We start from the raw sequence: 19,907 nt of genomic DNA on the forward strand, positions 1-19,907 counted from the left end.
AGCATCGTCGACGTGCGAACCCGAACCGACTGCCGCCGAGTGGAGCCGCAACCGATGACAGACACCGAACCCACCACGTCAGCAGGCGAGACCGGTGGCAACGGCCACGAGCCGGTGACCATGGAGTTCCTCGCCGACTGGCGCAACGCCGCGTACAACTGCTTCTCCTCCGGCCACAAGTTCTGCCGCGAGGTCTGCCCGGTCATGCAGGTCACCCGCAACGAGTCGTGGACCCCGACCGCCTTCCACGCCAACGTCGTCGCGATGGAGCAGGGCGAGCTGACCGTCGAGGACGTCGCCGAGGACTACGTCAACTGCACCCAGTGCGGCGCGTGCGAGCTGCGCTGCCCCAACACGCTGTTCACCGGGGACTTCTACCGCTTCCGCACCCGCACCGTCGATCTGGTGAAGCAGATGCGCGCGCTCGCCGTCGACAACGGCGTGCACCAGCCCGGTTACCGGCGCTGGAACGAACTGACCGACGAGCGCACGCACGAGCCGGTGCTGGGCGAGGTGCCGGTGAGCCAGGACCACGTGCGGGACTGGGCCGAGGGCCTCGACATTCCCATCGGCGGCGAGACGATCCTCTTCGTCGACTGCGAGGCCGCGTTCTACCGCACCTCGGTGCCGCGCGCGGTCGCCCAGCTGCTCCAGCGCGCCGGTTACGAGTTCGGCCTGATGCGCGAGCAGTGGTGCTGCGGCGGGCCCGCCGCGGAAATGGGCTACCGCGACCAGTCCCGGCGCTTCGCCGAGCACAACCTCGCAGACTGGCGGGCCTCGGGCGTCAAGCGGGTGCTCGTGCTCGACCCGCACGACTACATCACCTTCACCGAGGACTACCCGGCCTACTTCGGCGACGACTACGACATCGAGATCGTGCTCGTGGTGGAGCTCCTGGCCCGGTTCCTCGCCGAGGGCAGGCTGACACCGACGGTGCCGATCGAGCGCACGATCACCTACCACGATCCGTGCCGCCTCAACAAGCGCAAGGGCATCTGGCAGGAGCCGAGGCAGATCCTGCGCGCGATCCCCGGGCTGACCTTCCACGACGTCGACCGGGTGACGCAGTGGTCGTACTGCTCCGGCGGGGGCGGTGGCCTTCCGGTCGAGAAACCGGAGCTGACCGCGCGGATCAGCGCCTCGCGCCTCGACAAGGCCGCCCAGCTCGACGTGGACACGCTCGTGTCGGCGTGCCCGTGGTCGGAGCGGCCGCTGTCGGAGGCAGGCGAGGCGCGCGCGATCGACGTCGTGGACATCCACGAACTGCTCGCCGAGTCGGTGGGCATCGAGGTGGGCGGGAGCACTGGACGATGACGATCACCGGAACCGCACCTCAGCTGTCCGACCGCGTGCTGGCCGAGCTGACCGACGCGCTCGGCGGCGAGTACGTGCTGACGTCGAAGACCGCGCGCTACAACCGGGCCCGCGTGCCCGCTCCGTTCCCGGTGCACCGCTGGCGTGAGCGGGTGCCGGACCTCGTGGTGATGCCCGGCTCCGCCGAGGAGGTCGCCGAGGTGGTGCGCATCGCCAACGCACACCGCATCCCGATCGTGCCGCGCGACGGCGGCACCGGGCTCACCGACGGCGCCGTGCCGGAACGCCGCGGCATCGTCGTGGACGTCAAGCGGATGAACGACATCAAGGAGATCGACCTCGACAACCGCACGTGCACGGTCGGCACGGGCATCAACATGCTGAAGCTCAACGAGGTGCTCGGCACGCACGGCCTGATCTACCCGGACGATCCCGCGTCGTACCCGTGCTCGCTCGTGGGCGGCCGGATCGGCACCAGCGGCTGGTCGCTCGTCGGCTCCCGCTTCGGGCACACCAGGGACCTGGTACTGAGCTTCGAACTGGTGCTGCCGACCGGAAAGCTGATCCGCGTCGGCGACGGCGGTGGGCGCAAGGTGTCGAAGAGCTCCAGCGGCTACCAGCTCAAGCACCTGTTCATGGGCCACCAGGGCACGCTCGGCATCGCCACCGAGGCCACGCTCAAGCTCTATCCCAAACCGGAGGCGGAGTTCTCGCCGTTCTGGGCCTTCTCCGACTTCGACTCCGCCTACCGCTGCGTTGGCGAGCTGGCGAGGGCGGGCGTGGCCACGTTCGCGGGCGCGGTGCTGTTCGACGAGTGGAAAGTGGACTATCTGCGCCGCGACGACGAGGCCTACATCCCGCAGCCCGCCGACGTGCGCGCGCTCGTGTGCGCCGTGGCGTACGGCAACGACGACGAGGTCCGCGCGGGTGGCAGGCGGCTGCTGCGGATCGCCCGCGACGCCGGGGCCCGCTACCTCGGCGACGAGATCTCCCACGGCGACTGGGCCGCCCGGCACGACCGGTACGCCACACCGCTGCACGGGCGGACCCCCGCCGGGCAGGTGGCGCCGATGAGCTGGCACTGCGAGGACGCGGCGGTCAACTACACGAACCTGCCCGCGGTGCGGCGGGAGTGGCACGCGATCGTCGCGCGGCTGCGGGACAAGCACCCGATCTTCGACGACTGGGGCATGTTCTTCTACACCAGCGCCGACACGGGCGTCGACTACCTCACCGAGATCGACGTCGGCATCTGGGAGCAGGAGCTGGACGACGCCGCGTGGGCGGCGTGGGTGGACGCCAAACGTGACATCGCCGCGGTGGCGCTGAACCACGGCGGCTCCATCAGCGCGTGCCACGGCTCCTGCCGCGAGGGCGAGGTCGACCTCGTGCCGCTGGAGCTCGCCGGCGGCTACGACGTGATGCTCCAGGTGAAGAAGGCCCTGGATCCCAACAACATCATGAACCCGGGCAAGTACGGGCTCCAGCGCGCGTACGAGGAGGCACCGTGAGCGCCTACCGGTACGACGAGCAGCACACGCCTCCCCCCGCCCGGCAGGTCACCGACGTCGCGGTGGAGCGCTTCGAGCACATCTTCGAGGTGGACCCCAAGCTGATGACGGTCCACGTGGCCCAGCAGCTGTTCCCCAACTGGGACACATTGCGTATCGCCGCGAGTCGCGGAGACCACCTCGAGTGGATGCACCGGCACTGGGCGACCGAGGTCGTCTCCGGGCAGGAGCTGCTCGACGAGCTCGACGCCGGGGACGGTGGCCGATGACGACCACCCCCACCGGCTCGGGGACCGACGTCTCCAGCGACGCCCAGCAGCTCGCCGCGCTGGGCTACACGTCGGAGTTCCGCAGGGACATGAGCCTGTGGGCGAACTTCTCGCTCGGGTTCACCTACCTGTCCCCCGTCGTCGGCATCTACACCCTGTTCGCGGTGTCGCTCGCGGTCGGCGGGCCGCCGATGATCTGGAGCCTGCTCATCGTCGGGCTGGGGCAGCTCCTGGTGGCACTGGTTTTCGGCGAGGTCGTCTCGCAGTACCCCATCGCGGGCGGGATCTACCCGTGGGCCCGCAGGCTGTGGGGGCCGAGGTGGGCGTGGCTCACCGGCTGGGTCTACGCGATCGCGCTGCTGGTCACCATCGCGAGCGTCGTCTACGGCGCGGGTCCGTACCTCGCCTCGCTGCTCGACCTCACGGTGTCCACCAACACCACGATCGTCTGCGCGCTGGCGATGATCGTGCTCGCGACGGCGATCAACCTCGGCGGGACGAAGGTGCTCGGCATCGCCGCGCTGATCGGGTTCACCACAGAGATCCTCGGCGCGCTGGTGGTGGGCGGCTGGCTGCTGATCTCCGAGCGGCACCACGGGCTCGGAGTGCTGTTCGACAGCTTCGGCGCCGAGGCAGGCGGCTCGTACCTCGCGGCGTTCCTCGCGGCGAGCCTGATCGGCATCTTCCAGTACTACGGCTTCGAGGCCTGCGGCGACGTCGCCGAGGAGGTGCCGGACGCGAGCAGGCGCATTCCCAAGGCGATGCGGATGACGATCTACGTCGGCGGTGCCGCGGCCACGTTCGTGTGCCTCGCCTTGGTGCTCTCCGTGCCCGACTTCGGCGCGGTGATCTCCGGGGAGAACACCGACCCGGTGTCCGGCGTGCTGGCGACGGCGTTCGGTGACTGGGGCGCCAAGGTGGTGCTGGCGGTCGTGCTGGTGTCGTTCCTGTCCTGCGCGCTGAGCCTGCAGGCGGCGGCGAGCAGGCTGATGTACTCCTACGCCAGGGACCGGATGCTGCCGGGCAGCGGCGTGCTCGCCCGCTTCTCCCGCGCCCGCGGCGTGCCGCCGTACACGCTGCTGGTGGCCGCCGTGGTGCCGGCCGTGGTGGTGCTCGTGTCGCGCTTCTCCGAGGACGCGATCACCAAGATCGTCTCCTTCGCGGTGCTGGGCATCTACCTCGGCTTCCAGATGGTCGTGCTCGCCGCGTTGCGGGCCCGGCTGAAGGGCTGGCGCCCCTCGGGCAGCTTCACGCTGGGCCGCTGGGGCCTGCCCGTCAACGTCGCGGCGCTGCTCTACGGCGTCGTGGCGATCGTGAACATGGTGTGGCCGCGCACGCCGGACGCGCCCTGGTACGACGACTACCTGGTGCTGCTCTCCGGGGTCGTCGTGGTGGGCGCGGGCCTGCTGGTCCTCGTGCTGCTGCGGCCGTACCGGCACAGCGACGCGATCGCCGGTGACGCGGTCGCGAACTCCAGGGAGGGCACATGACGAGCACTGCGGTGCGCACGGTACGGAACTTCGTCGGCGGCGAGTACGCCGACGCGCTCAGCGGCCGGACCGCGGACCTGGTCGATCCCACCACCGGTGACGTCTTCGCGACGGCGCCGGTGTCCGGGCGGGAGGACGTGGACCGGGCGCTGACCGTGGCGCGCGACGCGTTCGCCACGTGGCGCGATTCGACGCCGGCCGAGCGGCAGCTCGCGCTGTCGCGCTTCGCCGACCGGATCGAGGAGCGCGCTGACGAGCTGCTGGCTCTGGAATGCGAGAACACCGGCAAGCCGCTGGAGCTGACCCGGCAGGAGGAGCTGCCGATGCTGCTCGACCAGCTGCGGTTCTTCGCGGGTGCGGCGCGGGTGCTGGAGGGCAAGTCGGCGGGCGAGTACCTGCGCGGGCACACGTCGTGGATCCGCCGTGAGCCGGTGGGCGTGTGCGCGCAGGTGACGCCGTGGAACTATCCGGCGCTGATGGCGCTGTGGAAGTTCGCGCCGGCGCTGGCGGCGGGCAACGCCGTGGTGCTGAAGCCGTCCGACACCACGCCGGTGAGCACGGTGTTCCTGGCCGAGCTGGCAGCGGAGTTCCTGCCGCCGGGGGTGTTCAACGTGATCTGCGGCGACCGGGAGACCGGCGCCAGGCTGGTGTCTCACCCGATTCCGGCGATGGCGTCGATCACGGGCAGTGTGCGCGCGGGCCGGGAGGTGGCGGCCTCGGCGGCGGCAGACCTCAAGCGGGTGCACCTCGAGCTCGGTGGCAAGGCACCGGTGATCGTGTTCGACGACGCCGACATCGCCGCCACCGCGGAGGCCGTGGCCGCGGCGGGCTACTTCAACGCGGGCCAGGACTGCACCGCCGCGAGCCGGGTGCTGGCCGGGCCGAGGGTGCACGACGAGCTGGTGGCGGCGCTGGCGGAGCAGGCGGCGGGCACTCACACCGGCGCGGAGTCCGATGTGGACTACGGTCCGCTCAACAACGCCGACCAGCTCGCGAAGGTCAGCGGGTTCGTCGACCGGCTGCCCGACCACGCGAACGTCGCCCACGGCGGCGAGCGGGTGGGCGAGCGGGGGTTCTTCTACGCGCCCACGGTCGTCGCGGGGCTGCGCCAGGACGACGAGGTGGTGCAGCAGGAGGTGTTCGGTCCGGTGATCAGCGTGCAGCGGTTCACCGACGAGGACGAGGCACTGCGGTGGGCCAACGGCGTCGAGTACGGGCTCGCGTCGTCGGTGTGGACCCGCGACCACGGCAGGGCGATGCGGATGTCGAAGGGGCTCGACTTCGGCTGTGTCTGGATCAACACGCACATCCCGCTGGTCGCGGAGATGCCACACGGCGGGTTCAAGCACTCGGGGTACGGCAAGGACCTGTCCATGTACGGCCTCGAGGACTACACGAGGGTCAAGCACGTGATGTCCAATCTAGACGTCTGACGTCCGCGAAGGTGGGAGACAATGCGATTCAGTTACGTGATGCTGCCCGACTATCCCCTCGACGACACGATCGAGTCCATCAAGCTCGCCGACGAGCTCGGGTTCTACGCCTGCTACGCCGCGGACGAGACGTGGCACAAGGACCTGTGGCTGCTGTTCGCGGCGGCGGCCGACAAGACGAAGAACATCCGGTTCGGGCCGAGCCTCTCGGCGGTGACGCTGCGCGAGCCGTCGCTGATCGCCCAGGCCACGGCGACGCTCGACGAGCTGACGGGAGGCCGCGCCGAGTGCGTCCTCGGATCGGGCAACTTCGGCCTGCTCGCGCAGTACGGCATCGACTGGGTCAAGACGAAGCCCCTGACCCGGATGAAGGAGGCCCACCACGTCGTGCGCACGCTGCTCGACGAGGGCGCGATCACCTACGACGGCGAGTTCTACTCCTACAGCGGCCTGTTCACCTTCGCCCGCCCGGTGCAGGAGCGGGTGCCGGTAAAGCTCGGTGCCATGCGCGGCCCGAAGTCGTTCCAGACCGCTGGTGAGATCTCCGACGGCGTCCACCACGCGCTGAGCTACACCAAGCGCGCGTACGAGTACATGGTGGACAACGTCCGTGCCGGGGTCGAGCGGGCGGGCCGCGACGCCGCCTCGCTGGACCTGGGCGCGTGGATCGTGTTCGCCACCGGCCCTGACTCGCGGGCGGCCAAGGACGCAGCGCGCGCGATGGTGGGGTTGTACGCGTCGTCGATGCCGGTCGAGCAGCTGGAGCGCAACGACGTCGACCCGGCCGAGCTGACCGACATCATCGCCGCCGTCGGCGAGGGCAGGGTGGACCGCGCGTTCGAGCTGACCTCGCCGGAGCTGGCCGACCGGCTCTCGGTGGCGGGCACACCCGAGGAGTGTGCCGACAAGATCAAGTCCCAGATCACGTCGGCCGGTGTCAACCACCTCATCCTGGCGATCACCGACGCCGCACTGGTGAAGGCGTTCTCGGGCATGGAACTGCCCGGCGTGGCGACGATGCGCGAACAGCTCCGTCTCGTCCACGACGAGATCATGCCCGCCTTCGCCGCCCAGCCCGCCTGACGGCATCGTGCCCCCAAGGCCACCTTTGTTGCGTGGCCCGAACACCGCGGCGCGCAGCGCCTCCGTTTGGGTGGCGGTGGGAGACGGGTGGGAGCAACAAAGGTGGCCTTGGAGCGCGTCGGTCAGGCTTGGTGACGGCCGCCGTTGGCCTTCCGGAAGCGGTGCCGCAGCTGGAGGATCCTGGCGGCGCCCAGCAGTGCGACGAGCAGGGCGCCGCCGACCGCGGCCAGCAGCACCCCCACGCCCACCGGGAGCGAGCCGGACATCCAGAGGAAGTTCACCGTCGCGGAGGCCTGGTTCTGCAGGATGAAGATCAGCAACAGGATCAGCACCAGGACGCCGACGATCGCGGCTACCCACGCGGCACTGATCCGGGTGCGCTTGACCACAGGCTCAGGCCTGGCCTGCGGACCCGTCACCCCCTCGCCCTGCGCGTTGGGCGAGGGCCCTCCTGGTACGTCCGTACTGCCCTGGTTGGCCGGCGGCTCTTCCTCGCGGCCGGCGCCCGCTGAGGTGCTCACCCCTCCATCATCGCTCCGAACAGGGACGAACGCACCCCGTCACGCGGCGGGACGTCACAGCACGACGAAGATCAGCCAGCTCAACCCCGGCGCCAGCGCGATCACCGGAACCGCCCACGACAGCAGCTTGCGGAAGAACAGCCGGTTGTCCATCGACTGCTGGTTGGCCACGAGCAGGGCGCCGTTGGTGGACAGCGGGCTGACGTCCACCACGCTGGAGGCGATGCCGATCGCGCTGATGGTGCCCAGCAGGGGCAGCGCGCCGTCTTCGAGCAGCGGCACCGCGAGCGGGACCGACGCGCCCAGCACGCCAGCCGTCGAGGCGAACGCCGAGATGACCCCGCCGATGTAGGCGGCGGCCAGCGCGGTGAGCAGCGGGCTCCCGCCGCCGGAGATCAGGTCCCGCAGGTAGTCGATCGTGCCGATCTCGTCGAGCACGCCGACGTAGGTGATCACCCCGCACACCAGCAGGACGGCCGACCACGGGATACGGCCGATGGCCTCGGCGTAGTCCTTCGGCGCCAGCAGCGTCAGCACGAGACCGATGGTGAGCGCCGTGAAGCCGACGTCGAGGCCGAAGGCGGTGCCGGCCACGACAAGTCCGCCCAGGCCCGCCAGGGTGAGCGCCTGGTGGACCGTGAACCGGGTCCGCGTCGTGGTGACGGTCGCCGTGGCGACTCCACCGCCGGCGCCCTCCGCCTCCACCCCGGGCTCGTCCCGCCTGCGCTCCCGGACCAGCCGCACGCCGCCGAAGAGGCAGAACACGACGATGCCGAGCGCGGCGTTGAACAGGAAGCTGTTGAGGAACAGCCACGGCTGCTGATCGGGCAGCCCTGCACCGACGAGCAGCTGCCCGGTGATGGCACCGAACGGGCTCAGCGGCGAGAACGAACCGGCCGTCGCACCCTGGACCACCATGAGCCCGGTGAGCAGCGGGCTGATCCGATACTGCTGGGCGAACCGCATCGCGATGGGCGCCACGATCGCCACGGCCGCCGCGCTCAGCGCGCCCACCGCCGCCACGAACGCCGTGAGGACGAACAGCAGCCACGGCACCAGCGCGACGCGGCCGCGCACGAGCCGCACGCCGCCGTCGACGATGCGCTCCAGCGTCCCGTTGGTCTGGGCGATCCCGAAAAGGTAGGTCACACCGACGAGCAGCACGAGCAGGTCGGCAGGGAAGCCGCCCAGCATGCCGTCGATGTCGAGGCCGCCGAGCCCGACGCCGACGACGAACGCCGCGACCAGCGCCAGGATGCCGAGGTTGACCGGCACGAACGACGCGAGCACGAACATCGCCAGCAGCACGGCCAGCGACACGATCTGCACCGTCAACGCGCCGCTCCCTCCGGTGCGAGCAGGCCGCGACGGCGGAGCTCGGGCCGCAGGCCCTCGCCCACCCAGTACGCCTCCTCGAGATGCGGGTAGCCGGACAGGATGAACTCCTCGATGCCGGCCGCGTGGTACTCCTCCATGAGGTCGGCGACCTCGGCGTGGCTGCCGACGAGCGCGGTGCCGGCGCCGCCCCGCAGCAGACCGACCCCGGCCCACAGGCCCGGGTGCACCTCCAGCTCGCGCGCGTCGCCCGTCTTCACACCGTTGTGCAGGCGGTTCATGGCCTGCTGGCCCGTGGACTCGAGCCCGGCCATCCGCTTCTGCGACGCGGCGACGTCGGCGGGGTCCATCTCGTCCAGGAACCGCTGGGCGGTGCCCCACGCGTCCGCGCCCGTGTCTCGCGTGATCACGTGGGCGCGCAGACCGAACCGCAGCGCCCGCCCCTCCTCCCCGGCCAGCTCGCGCAGCCTCGCGATTTTGGCCCCCACCGCGGCCGGGGGCTCACCCCACGTCAGGTGGACGTCGGCGCGCCGGGCCGCGACGGGCAGCGCCGCCTCGGAGGAACCGCCGAAGTACAGCGGCGGCACCGGGTCGGGAAGGTCGAACGCCCGCGCGTCACGCACCTGGTAGTGCTTGCCGTCGAAGTCCACGGGCTCGCCCGACCAGATCGCACGCAACAGGTGCAGGAACTCGTCGGTGCGCTCGTAGCGCTGGTCGTGGTCCAGCCAGTCGCCGAAGCGGCGCTGTTCCGCCGAGTCGCCGCCGGTCACGACGTTGAGCAGCAGCCTGCCACCCGAGATCTTCTGGTACGTCACCGCGAGCTGGGCCGCCAGGGTCGGCGTGAGCGTGCCGGGGCGGAAGGCCACGAGGAACTTGATGCGGCTCGTGCGGCTCAGCAGCGCGGCGGTGCTCAGCCAGGCGTCCTGGCACCACGTGCCGGTGGGCGTCAGCATGCCCGTGAATCCGAGGTGCTCGGCGGCCTGCGCCACCTGGGCGAGGTACTCGATCTCCGGCTCGCGCGGGGTGTTCGCGCCGCTCGCGGTGACGTGCGGACGGTCCACGATCGACCTGCCGTCACCGTGACTCGGCAGGAACCAGTGCAGCGTCACGCTCATCGGAAGAAGTTCCCTTCAGGCTTGTTTCGGGCGCCGAACGTATCAGTTCCACCCGTTCGCGCGAACGTTTCGATGGAAAGAAAGAAATTCGTCACAGCGAATCGCGGCAGCCCTGGATAATTTCTTTCCGTAAATTACGAATCGCCCTTCATCCGGACCAGGGCGGCGCCGTCGAACCGGTAGCCCACTCCGCGCACGGTGGTGATCAACGGGAGCTCGGCGCCGAGCTTGGCGCGTAGTTTCCGGATGTGGACATCGAGCGTGCGGCTGCGGTGCGTGCTCGTCCTCGCCATTCCCCACACGCGGTCGAGCAGCACGGCGCGATGACACACTCTGCCCGCGTTGCGGTAGAGGTGCAACAGCAGGTCGAATTCGAGCCGGGTGAGCGGGACCGGCACGCCCGAGGCGTACACGATCCGCGCGCCGGCGTCGATTACGATGACAACACCGGTGACGTCCGGTGGCGCGGTCGATTGGGTCACGATTTCCAGCACACCAAGAAGGGGCTTTCTGGGCAACCCGCGTTCGCATCGTGGACATTGTCGACTCGGCGCGGAAAATCAATTACCCGGCCTTGTTGTCTCGTTCAGGGTGACGATCAAGCCGGGGCGCGCGACTTCCCGGCATGGCAACGCGCAACAAGGTACTGACGACCGGGTTCTTCCGCGACCGGGCCCTCGACTTCCGTACCCGGGTCGTGCTGGGCGCGGCCGTGCACGGGGCCAGCGAACCGGGGGCCGTGCTCGCGACGGTCGGCCGCGTCGAGGCACAGCACGCGTGGTACCGCGAGTGGTGCGCGACCGCCGACGCGACCGAGCGGGCCGCCGTCGCCGCCCGCGAGGCGGGGCACCCGGTCAGCGCCCGAGGCGGGTTCCTGCGCGCGGCGACCTACTGGGCCTGCGCCCTCGGCGGCGTCGACGCCTTCCGCGAGAAGCACACGGAAGCCATCCTGCTGCCGACGTTCCGCAGGCACCGCGCGTGCTGGGACGCCTTCATCGACTGCTCCGGCGGCGCGCACGAGCGGGTGAACGTGCGGTACGAGGACACGACGCTGCCCGGTTACCTGCTGCGGCCCGACGACTCGGGCAGGCCGAGGCCCACCCTCGTGGTCACCAACGGCAGCGATGGCGCGCTCAGCGACCTGTGGAGCGGGGCCGGGGTGGCCGCGGCGCTCGAGCGGGACTGGAACGCGTTCGTCTACGACGGCCCCGGCCAGCAGTCGATGCTGTTCGAACGCGGCATCGGGTTCCGCCCGGACTGGGAGGCCGTGCTCACCCCCGTGCTCGACGCGCTGCTCAGCAGAACGGACGTCGACGCGGACCGGCTGGCCGGTTACGGGCTCAGCCAGGCCGGCTTCTGGCTGCCGCGCGCGCTGGCCTTCGAGCACCGGCTGCGCGCGGCCGTGATCGACCCCGGCGTGGTGGACGTGTCGACGCCGTGGATGGCACAGCTCGGCGCCCGGCTCACCGCGCAGCTCGACGGCGGCGACCGCGAGGCGTTCGAGCGGGGCCTGCGCCTCGCGACGCGGATCCCGGCACTGGGCCGCACCCTGAAGTTCCGGGCCAGGCCGTATCGGCACGACAGCTGGTTCGACCTGTTCACGACCGTGCGGACCTATCGCCTGCTCGCGGCCGACGGCGCGCGGGTCCGGACACCGTTGCTGATCACCGACCCGGAGGGCGAGGAGTTCTGGCCGGGCCAGTCACGCAGGCTCGCCGGGCTCGTCCGCGAGGCGGAGCTGGCCGGGTTCACCGCCGCGGAGGGCGCCGACCGGCACTGCGAGCCACTAGGCAGGCTGGTCGTCGAGCAGCGGGTGTTCGACTGGCTCGACGACCGCCTCGCCAGGTAGCGCTCACGCGTTGGCGTCCACCTTCTCCACGCCCTTTCGGTGCAGCCGGTAGGCGAGCGCGACCGACGCGAGCGCCGCCGCGGCGAAGCACAGGAAGATCGGGCTCTCCACAAGCGACATCGGGGAGATCGCAACGGTCTGGCGCAGCGAGAGCTCCAGCATCGGCCCGAGGATGAAGCCCATCACGAACGGCGCCACCGGGAGCCCGCGCTTGCCCATCGCCCAGCCCGCGACCCCGGCGACGAGGCACACCACGATGTCGAACACGCTGTTGCGCGCGGTGTACGCGCCGACGCCGCAGCACACCAGGATCACCGGTCCGAGCACGCCGTACGGCACGCGGGCGATCTTCGCCCACACCCCGGCCAGCGGCAGGTTGAGCACGAGCAGGATCACGTTGGCCACGAAGAAGCTCGCGATGACGGCGGCGGTGATGTCGGCGTCGGAGGTGAACATCGTCGGGCCGGGCACCACGCCGTAGACCATGAGCGCCGCCATGATCAGCGCCATCGTCGGGCCGGTGGGGATGCCGAGGCTGAACAGCGGCACGAAGCCGCTCATCGCGGTGGCGTTGTTCGCGGCCTCTGGGCCGCCGATCCCCTCGACGGCGCCCTGGCCGAACCGCGAGTCACCCTTTCGCTCCGCGCGGCGGCGTTCACTGGCGTAGCTGAGGAACGTGGTGGTGGACGGCAGCATGCCCGGGATGAGCCCCAGCAGGAAACCCGTCACCGTACCCCGGCCCGCCGCACCGGCGCTGCGGCGGAACTCGTCCCGCGTGGGCAGGAATCGGCCCACCTTCGCGGCCTGCGCGACGGGTGTGCCGCGTTCGAGCGTGCGCAGCACCTCGGCGACGCCGAACAGGCCGATCATCACGGGCACGATGTCGAGCCCCTGCATCAGCTCCAGCGAGCCGAACGTCATGCGCTGCTGGCTGCTGGTCAGGTCGAGCCCGACGGAGGCGAGCAGCATCCCGGCCACCGCCATCCCGATGCCGCGCACGACGGAGCCGGACGACAGGCCCGCGATCGCGGTGAGGCTGAACAGCACGAGCCCCAGCATCTCCGGCGGGCCGAACTCCAGGGCGAACCCGGCGAGGTGCGGACCGATCAGCCAGACGCCGATCGTGCCGGCGATCCCGGCCACGAACGACGCTCCGGCGGCGATCGCGAGCGCGGTTCCCGCCCGGCCGCGCCGGGTCATCGGGTAGCCCTCCAGCGCGGCGGGCAGCGACGAGACCTCGCCGGGGATCTTCAGCAGGATCGCGCTGGTCGAGCCGCCGTACATGGCGCCGTAGTAGATCGCGGCGAGCACCACGATCGCGGCGGCCGGACCGAGGTAGGCGGTGAGCGGAAACAGGATCGCGATCGCCGACACCGGGCCGAGGCCCGGCAGCACGCCGACCATGGTCCCCGCGAGACAGCCGAGGAAGGCCAGCAGCAGCACCTGCGGCTGGAACACCTCGGCGAAGCCCGCGAGCAGTTCGGACAGTCCCATCTGGCAGCCTCCCTCAGAACCTGAGGATCCCGGCGGGAAGAACCACTCCCGACAGTTCGAACAGAGCGACGAAGACCGCGTTGATCACGATCGTGTACACAGTGGACCGGACCCAGCCGTAGCCGGAGATGGCGCGCAGGAACACGAACACGACACCGACACCGGCGAGCACGTAGCCGAGCGTGCCGAGCAGCGCGGCGTAGGCGGCCACGAGCGCCAGGCAGACGAGCAGGTCGCGGCGGCGGGACGGAGCCCCGGCGGGTTGGTCGCCTGCGGAGTCGCCGGTGCCCTCGGTGGCCGAGGGGCGTTCGGCGAAGGCGCTCGTGACGGCCAGTACCACGCCGAGCACGAGGACGTACCAGCCGGCCATGTCGGCCTGCGCCGCGGGATCCACGGTGAGCAGCAGGCGCAGACCCTCCTCGATGGACAGTCCGGCGAGCAGCAGGAGAACGAGCATCGGGGCGTATGAGCCCAGTGCGCGGGCCCTGGACGGGCTCCGCGGGGTGGTCGTGGCCATGTGGCCTCCTGGGAAAGCGGTGGAGGAGGAAGTGGTCAGCCCGCGACGCCGATCTGCTCCGAGAGCGTGGCGAACCGGCGTTTCTCGTGGTCGATGTCGGCGCGCAGGTCCTCGCCGGTGAGCACGGCGGGGGATAGCCCCACGGCGTCGAGCGCGTCGACGACGGTCTCGTCCTCGGCGATGGCGGCGACGGCGTCGGCGAGTTTCGTGGTGAGGTCCCTGGGCAGACCCGGCGGCGCGGACACTCCGACCCAGTACCGCATGTCGAGCCCGGGATGGCCGAGCTCGGCCGCGGTGGGCACGCCCTCCAGCTTGCCGACCGGCTTGTCCCCGGTGAGGGCGATCGGCCGGAGCTTGCCCGTCTTGCTGAGGCTGAACGCCGAGCTCGCGCCGCCCGCGCCGAAGTCGATGTCGCCGGCGGCGACGGCGCGCATCACCTCTCCGGAGCTGCGGAACGGCACCCGCTGCACGCGCGCGGCGTCGATCCCGTTCTCGGCGAGGAACTGCAGGGTCGCGTAGTCGCTGGTGCTGCTGCCACCGATCCAGCCGACGGTGAAGCCCTCCGGGTTTCGCTTGGCCGCCTCGACGACGTCGGCGTAGTCGCGGTACGGGGAGTCACCGCCGACGACGTAGACGTGCGGGCCCTCCGCGAACTTGGCGACGAACGTGCGGTCGGCCCAGTCATACGGCACGTACGGCAGCAGGCCCTGGATGGAGCTGGACCCGGCGCCGTCGGCGAGCAGCGTGTAGCCGTCGGGCTCGGCCGAACGCACCGAGCTGACCCCGATGATCTGGTCGGCTCCCGGCTTGTTGATCACGTTCACGGGCACGCCCAGCTCGTCCGACAGCGCCTCCGCTCCCGCCCGCGCGGCGATGTCGGTGGACCCGCCCGCCGCGAAGGGCACCACGTAGTCGATCGACCGGCTCGGGTAGCTCGCCGCGGTCTCCGCGGCCGCGGCGCAGGAGGTGAGCAGCGCGGCGGCGCAGACGGCCGCCGCCACCCGCGTGAACGCTGGCATCGGCCTCACCCCTCGCGCCGGTCGCCGCGGACGCGGGCGGTGGCTCCGGCGTCGACGGCACCGTCGCCGGTGAGCACCACGCCGTAGTCCCGCAGTGCGCTGTCGGCGCTCACCCGGCCCTGCGCGACGTCGCGGGCGACGAGCTCGGGCGGCCTCGCGAACGGGTCGCCGTAGCCGCCGGATCCGGGACTTTCGATGCGCACGACGTCGCCGTGGTCGAGGGTGATGCCGGAGACCCGGCCGCCGGGCAGGGTGCGCTCGGTCTCGGTGCCGGGACGGAGGATGAACCTGCCGGTGGTGCCGTCCCCGCCTCCTTCGAGCCCGAGCGGAGGGAACGTCTGCCGGTCGGCGTGCGCGGAGAAGTCGGCCTGGCCGGACAGGACCCGGATGTCGCGCCGGACGCCGAGTCCGCCGCGGTGCTCGCCCACTCCTCCGGAGTCGGTGATCAGCTCGTAGGTGTCCACGCGCAGCGGGTACTCGAGCTCCAGCGCCTCGATGGGCAGGTTCGACGAGTTGGTGACGTGCACCTGCACGGCGTCGAGGCCGTCGCGGTCCGAGCGCGCCCCAGCCCCGCCCGCGATCACCTCCGGGTAGACGAAGAACTCGTCGTCGGGTCCCGCGAAGGTGACGTAGGTGATGGAACTGTGCGAGCCGGCGGGGACGCGGCCGGGCACCGCCTTCGCGAGCGCGGCGAGAAGCACGTCGGCCACCCGCTGGCAGGCATCGGTGCGTGCCGCCACGGCCGCCGGCGGACGCGGGTTGACGATGCTGCCGAGCGGGGCGTCGATGCGCACGGCGTCGAAGAACCCGCCGTTGGCGGGGATGTCGGGATCGAGCGCGGCCTTGAGCGCGTAGTAGACGGTGGCCTCCAGCGCGGACCTGACCACGTTGATCGCCACGTCGGCCTGCCGTCCGGTGCCGGCGAAGTCGATCGAGATCTCCTCGCCCGCCACCGTGATGGCGGTCTGGATGCGGATGGGCTCCTGGCCGGGGCTGTCGCTGTCGAGCCAGTCGGCGGCGGTGTAGGTGCCGTCCGGGATCGCGGCGACGGCGACCTCGAGCCTGCGCCGGGCGTAGTCGAGCAGTTGCGCGCACGCCGCGTCGATCACGGCGCTGCCGTGCAGCTCGTGCAGCTCGGCGAAGCGGATGCCACCCGTGTGCACGGCGGCGAGCTGGGCCAGCAGGTCGCCCCTGCGCTCCTCGGGAAGCCGCGAGTTGAGGGTGACGAACGCCAGCACCTCCTCGTTCACCGCACCGTCGATCATGAAGCGCACCATGGGGATGCGCAGGCCCTCCTGGAAGATGCTCGTGGAGTCGCCGGAGTTGCTGCCCGGAACGTGACCGCCGACGTCGGAGTGGTGGGCGATGTTGGCGCTGAACCCGACGAGCCCGCCGTCGTGGAACACCGGCGCAACCATGGTGATGTCGGGCAGGTGGGTGCCGCCGCCGGTGTAGGGGTCGTTGGTGATGTAGACGTCGCCCGCGCGCAGCTGCTCGGCGCCCTTCTGGTCGAGCAGCGCCTGCACCAGGCCCTTCATCGAGCCCATGTGGATGGGGATGTGCTCGGCCTGTGCCACGAGCCTGCCCTGCGCGTCGAACAGCGCCGTGGAGCAGTCGACTCGTTCCTTGATGTTCGTGGAGTAGCTCGCCCGGCGCAGCACGGCGCCCATCTCCTCGGCGACCGACAGCATGGCGTTGCCGATCACCTGCACGCTCACCTGGTCCACAACGGTCTCGGTCATTCCGCGTCCACCTCGATCAGCAGGTTTCCGAAATCGTCCACAGTGGACGACCATCCCGGGGGTACGACGGTGGTCGAGTCGAGCTGTTCCACGATCGCCGGTCCGGCGAACGTGTTGCCGGACTTGAGCTTCGCCCGGTCGAGCACCGGTGTCCGCAGCGCGCCGTGTTCCTCGCCGAAGTCCACTTCGCGGGTGCCGAGCAGCGCGTCCGGCTCCGGTGTGGCGGATCCGGCGGAGACGCGGGGCATGTCGGGCTTTGCCACCTCGCCGTGCGCGATGGCCCGCAGGTTCACCAGCTGAACGGGCGAGTCCGGGTGCGCGAAGCCGTACGCCTTCTCGTGCTGGGCGTGGAAGTCCGCGACCACCGAGGCGAGCGAGGACTCGTCGAGCCCCGCCGACGGCAGCGGGATGCGCAGCTCGAAGTTCTGCCTCGGGTACCGCGCGTCGGCCAGGACGGTGACGTCGTGCCGCTGCGCGATGCGCGCCTCCCCGGCCAGCCACGCCTTGCCCTCGGCGACGAGCGCGGCCACGGCCTCGTTGAGCGCGGGCAGCGTGTCCGGCTCGGCCCGGCGCAGGAACGAGCTGGTGAACTCGCTGCGCACGTCGCTCACCAGCAGGCCGAGCGCGCACAACGTGCCGGGGTTGGGCGGGACGAGCAGCCGGGTCATGCCGACCTCTGCCGCGACCTCGGCGGCGTGCAGCGGACCCGCGCCGCCGTAGGCCATGAGCACGTACTGGCGCGGGTCCTCCCCCGCCTCCACCGACACCTGCCGCACGGCGCGCGCCATGTGGGAGTTGGCGAGCCTGCCGATACCGCGGGCGGCCTCGACGACGCTCGTGCCGAGCCCTTCGGCGACGGTGGCGACGGCACGTTCTGCGGCCGTGCTGTCGATGGGCATCGCCCCGCCCAGCGCGCTTTCCGGGTTCTGCCTGCCCCGCACCACGTTCGCGTCGGTGGTGGTCGGCCGCGTGCCACCGTGGCCGTACGCGGCCGGGCCTGGCCGGGCGCCCGCGCTCTCCGGGCCGACGCGCAGCCCGCCCGCGCCGTCGACGGAGGCGATGCTGCCACCGCCCGCGCCGATCGTGTGCACGTCCACCGAGGGCACGCGGATCGGGTAGCCGCCGAGGCCCCGCTCGTTGGCCGAGGCGGGCCGCCCGTCGCGGATCAGGCACACGTCGGTGGAGGTGCCGCCCATGTCGAAGGTGATGAGGTCGCCGATCCCGGCGAGCCCGGCGAGGTAGCTGGCGCCGACCACGCCGGCGCTCGGCCCCGAGAGCAGTGTCGTCACCGGCCGCTCGGCCACCGCGTCGGTGGAGGCGAGCCCGCCGTTGGACTGGATGACGCGCGGCCCCACGGGCAGGCCGGCCTCGGCCACGCGCTCTCCGAGCCGCCGGATGTAGCGGGAGACGACCGGCCCGATAAAGGAGTTGATCACGGCCGTGGAGAACCGTTCGTACTCGCGGAACTCCGGCGCGACGCGGCTGGAGCGCGAGACGAAGACCTCGGGCAGCCGCCGCGCGAGCGCGTCCTCCACGCGGGTCTCGTGCGCGGCGTCGCGGTAGCTGTGCAGGAAGCAGATCGCGACCGACTCGGCCCCGCACGCCTCCAGCTCGGCGGCGACCCGCTCGATCTCGGCGTCGGTCAGCTCCACCACGACCTCACCGGACGCGGCGAGCCGCTCGGCGACGCCGAACGTCAGCTCGCGCGGGACGAGCACGCGCGGCTTGTCGGCGAACAGGTCGTAGAGGTGCGGCCTGCGCTGCCGCGCGATCTCCAGCACGTCCGGCACTCCACCGGTGACGAGCAGGGCGGTGGTGGCGCCCTTGAGCTCCAGCAGCGCGTTGGTCGCGACCGTGGTGCCGTGGCCGAGGTAGGTCACGTCGTCCGGCGTACGCCCGGCGTCGCCGAGCACGTGCCGGATGCCGTCGGCGACGGCGATCGACTGGTCGTGGCCGGTGGAGGGGAGCTTGAAGATGTGGAACCGGCCGCTGCCGGTGTCCAGCGCGGTCACGTCGGTGAAGGTGCCGCCGACGTCGACTCCGATACGGATCATGCGGTCTCCTGGAAGGTCCTGGCCAGATCGAGCCGGGCGGGGAGCGGCTCGTCGCCGAGGCCGAGCAGGGCGTCGACGGCGAGCGAGGCGAGCACGGGCGAGAGCTTGAACCCGTGCCCTGAGAATCCGCTCATCGACACGACCCGTTCGAAGCCGGGCGGGGTGCCGATGAGCCCGTGGTTGTCCGGGGTGTAGCCCTCGATGAACGCGGCGGCGCCCTCCGCACTGGGTTCCAGTCCGGTGAACAGGCCGCCGATGGCCGTCTCGACCCGCCGGGTGTACCCGGCGGGCACGGCTCTGTCGAATGTGGACAGGTCGGGCACGGTTTCCTTGGGGATGTGCAGGTTGACCTTGACGAGGCCGTCGCCGTCGGGCGGGAAGAACGAGAGCTCGGCCTCCGGTCCGCTGCGCCTGATGCCGACGGGGAACCGCTCGGGGGCGAAGGCGGCGGGGTCGGTGGCGCGGAACCAGTGCAGCACCACCCTGCGCACCTCGTACCGGCCCCGCACGCCTGCCAGCAGCTCGGCGGTCCACGGCCCACCGCACACGAGCACGCGGCTCGCGGTGAGCACGCCGCCGGTGGTGTGCACGCGGACGTGGCCGCCCGCCTCGTCGATACCGGTGCAGCGCACGCCGGTGCGCACGTCGCCACCGAGGTCGCGCGCGAGCCCGGCGGCGGCGCGGATGGCGGTGGAGGGGAACAGCAGCCCGCCCTGCGGATCGAGCACGCCCACGTCGTCGTCACGCAGGACGTGCTGCGGATACCGGGCGGCGAGCTGGTCGTGGTCGAGCCGCTCGTGCGGGAGCCCGAACTCCTCGCCGCTGCGCAGCACCTCCGCGACGTCGGGATGCTCGGGGGCGCCGATGCTCAGGGCGCCGGTGGGCAGCATGATCCGCTCCCCGGTCGCCTCGGCGAGTTCGGCCCAGGCACTGGCGGCCCGCCGCAGCAGCGGGACGTACCAGGCGCCCTCCTTGTAGGCGACGCGGAAGATCCGGGTGCGCCCGCCCGCGGCGCCGTGCTCGTGTCCCAGCTCCGCGTGCTGTTCGAGCCCGATCACGCGCAGCCCATCCCGGGCGAGGCGCCACAGCGCCATGCTGCCCATCGTGCCGACACCGACGACGACGACGTCGGCATCGACGCCGGAAGCCCGGTCGGACATG

General features: G+C 71.3%; 17 protein-coding genes. 7 read left to right on the plus strand and 10 right to left on the minus strand.

Annotated features, from left to right (window positions below; genetic code table 11):
- Positions 1 to 54: 54 nt before the first annotated feature.
- The 6 genes from DI005_RS12220 to DI005_RS12245 are packed head-to-tail and all read left to right on the plus strand — an operon-like array spanning position 55 to position 7,100.
- Positions 55 to 1,314: a (Fe-S)-binding protein gene (locus DI005_RS12220; protein WP_113642181.1), complete on the plus strand. Its 1,260-nt coding sequence runs from the start codon at positions 55 to 57 to the stop codon at positions 1,312 to 1,314.
- A complete protein-coding gene (locus DI005_RS12225; RefSeq protein ID WP_113642182.1) occupies positions 1,311 to 2,825 on the plus strand; it encodes an FAD-binding oxidoreductase in 1,515 nt (504 codons plus the stop codon). The genes DI005_RS12220 and DI005_RS12225 overlap by 4 nt, the downstream gene beginning before the upstream one ends.
- Positions 2,822 to 3,094 (plus strand): hypothetical protein, encoded by a 273-nt coding sequence (locus tag DI005_RS12230; RefSeq protein WP_112269302.1) that lies wholly within the window; start codon positions 2,822 to 2,824, stop codon positions 3,092 to 3,094. The genes DI005_RS12225 and DI005_RS12230 overlap by 4 nt, the downstream gene beginning before the upstream one ends.
- Complete coding sequence (locus DI005_RS12235; RefSeq protein ID WP_112269301.1) at positions 3,091 to 4,584, plus strand: APC family permease; 1,494 nt, start codon at positions 3,091 to 3,093, stop codon at positions 4,582 to 4,584. The genes DI005_RS12230 and DI005_RS12235 overlap by 4 nt, the downstream gene beginning before the upstream one ends.
- Positions 4,581 to 6,017 carry a gamma-aminobutyraldehyde dehydrogenase gene (locus DI005_RS12240; protein WP_113642183.1) on the plus strand — a complete coding sequence of 479 codons (1,437 nt, stop codon included), beginning with the start codon at positions 4,581 to 4,583 and terminating at the stop codon, positions 6,015 to 6,017. Before DI005_RS12235 ends, DI005_RS12240 begins: the two co-directional genes overlap by 4 nt.
- A 21-nt stretch (positions 6,018 to 6,038) precedes the next feature.
- Entirely contained in the window at positions 6,039 to 7,100 is a 1,062-nt protein-coding gene (locus tag DI005_RS12245; protein WP_113642184.1) for an LLM class flavin-dependent oxidoreductase, read from the plus strand.
- A 122-nt stretch (positions 7,101 to 7,222) separates the two neighbouring features.
- Here DI005_RS12245 and DI005_RS12250 read toward each other — a convergent pair whose 3' ends face one another.
- From DI005_RS12250 to DI005_RS12265, 4 genes are all read right to left on the minus strand, one after another.
- Entirely contained in the window at positions 7,223 to 7,621 is a 399-nt protein-coding gene (locus DI005_RS12250) for a lipopolysaccharide assembly protein LapA domain-containing protein (protein ID WP_228713736.1), read from the minus strand.
- Between the two features lie 54 nt (positions 7,622 to 7,675).
- Positions 7,676 to 8,950 (minus strand): SLC13 family permease, encoded by a 1,275-nt coding sequence (locus DI005_RS12255; RefSeq protein ID WP_113642185.1) that lies wholly within the window; start codon positions 8,948 to 8,950, stop codon positions 7,676 to 7,678.
- A gap of 2 nt (positions 8,951 to 8,952) precedes the next feature.
- Positions 8,953 to 10,071 (minus strand): LLM class flavin-dependent oxidoreductase, encoded by a 1,119-nt coding sequence (locus tag DI005_RS12260; RefSeq protein WP_113642186.1) that lies wholly within the window; start codon positions 10,069 to 10,071, stop codon positions 8,953 to 8,955.
- Between the two features lie 134 nt (positions 10,072 to 10,205).
- The gene (locus DI005_RS12265) at positions 10,206 to 10,553 is read right to left on the minus strand and encodes a winged helix-turn-helix domain-containing protein (protein WP_228713734.1); all 348 of its coding nucleotides are present in this window, start codon (positions 10,551 to 10,553) and stop codon (positions 10,206 to 10,208) included.
- Between the two features lie 143 nt (positions 10,554 to 10,696).
- On the opposite strand from DI005_RS12265, the gene DI005_RS12270 reads away from it, so the two are divergent.
- A complete protein-coding gene (locus tag DI005_RS12270; RefSeq protein WP_113642188.1) occupies positions 10,697 to 11,920 on the plus strand; it encodes a S9 family peptidase in 1,224 nt (407 codons plus the stop codon).
- Positions 11,921 to 11,923: 3 nt separating this feature from the next.
- On the opposite strand, the gene DI005_RS12275 is transcribed toward DI005_RS12270, so the two are convergent.
- From DI005_RS12275 to solA, 6 genes are read right to left on the minus strand one after another with little or no spacing between them, the layout of a single operon-like run.
- Positions 11,924 to 13,414 (minus strand): tripartite tricarboxylate transporter permease, encoded by a 1,491-nt coding sequence (locus DI005_RS12275; RefSeq protein ID WP_112269289.1) that lies wholly within the window; start codon positions 13,412 to 13,414, stop codon positions 11,924 to 11,926.
- A gap of 13 nt (positions 13,415 to 13,427) precedes the next feature.
- The gene (locus tag DI005_RS12280) at positions 13,428 to 13,931 is read right to left on the minus strand and encodes a tripartite tricarboxylate transporter TctB family protein (protein WP_113642189.1); all 504 of its coding nucleotides are present in this window, start codon (positions 13,929 to 13,931) and stop codon (positions 13,428 to 13,430) included.
- Positions 13,932 to 13,966: 35 nt separating this feature from the next.
- Complete coding sequence (locus DI005_RS12285) at positions 13,967 to 14,950, minus strand: tripartite tricarboxylate transporter substrate binding protein (RefSeq protein ID WP_113642190.1); 984 nt, start codon at positions 14,948 to 14,950, stop codon at positions 13,967 to 13,969.
- A gap of 5 nt (positions 14,951 to 14,955) precedes the next feature.
- On the minus strand, positions 14,956 to 16,692 hold the full coding sequence (locus tag DI005_RS12290) for a hydantoinase B/oxoprolinase family protein (protein WP_113642191.1): 1,737 nt from the start codon (positions 16,690 to 16,692) through the stop codon (positions 14,956 to 14,958).
- Positions 16,689 to 18,746 (minus strand): hydantoinase/oxoprolinase family protein, encoded by a 2,058-nt coding sequence (locus DI005_RS12295; RefSeq protein WP_113642192.1) that lies wholly within the window; start codon positions 18,744 to 18,746, stop codon positions 16,689 to 16,691. Before DI005_RS12295 ends, DI005_RS12290 begins: the two co-directional genes overlap by 4 nt.
- Positions 18,743 to 19,906 carry an N-methyl-L-tryptophan oxidase gene (solA, locus tag DI005_RS12300; protein ID WP_113642193.1) on the minus strand — a complete coding sequence of 388 codons (1,164 nt, stop codon included), beginning with the start codon at positions 19,904 to 19,906 and terminating at the stop codon, positions 18,743 to 18,745. The genes DI005_RS12295 and solA overlap by 4 nt, the downstream gene beginning before the upstream one ends.
- Position 19,907: the final 1 nt, after the last annotated feature.

This window comes from Prauserella sp. PE36 (genome assembly GCF_003311655.1).
Taxonomy (GTDB): domain Bacteria; phylum Actinomycetota; class Actinomycetes; order Mycobacteriales; family Pseudonocardiaceae; genus Prauserella_A; species Prauserella_A endophytica.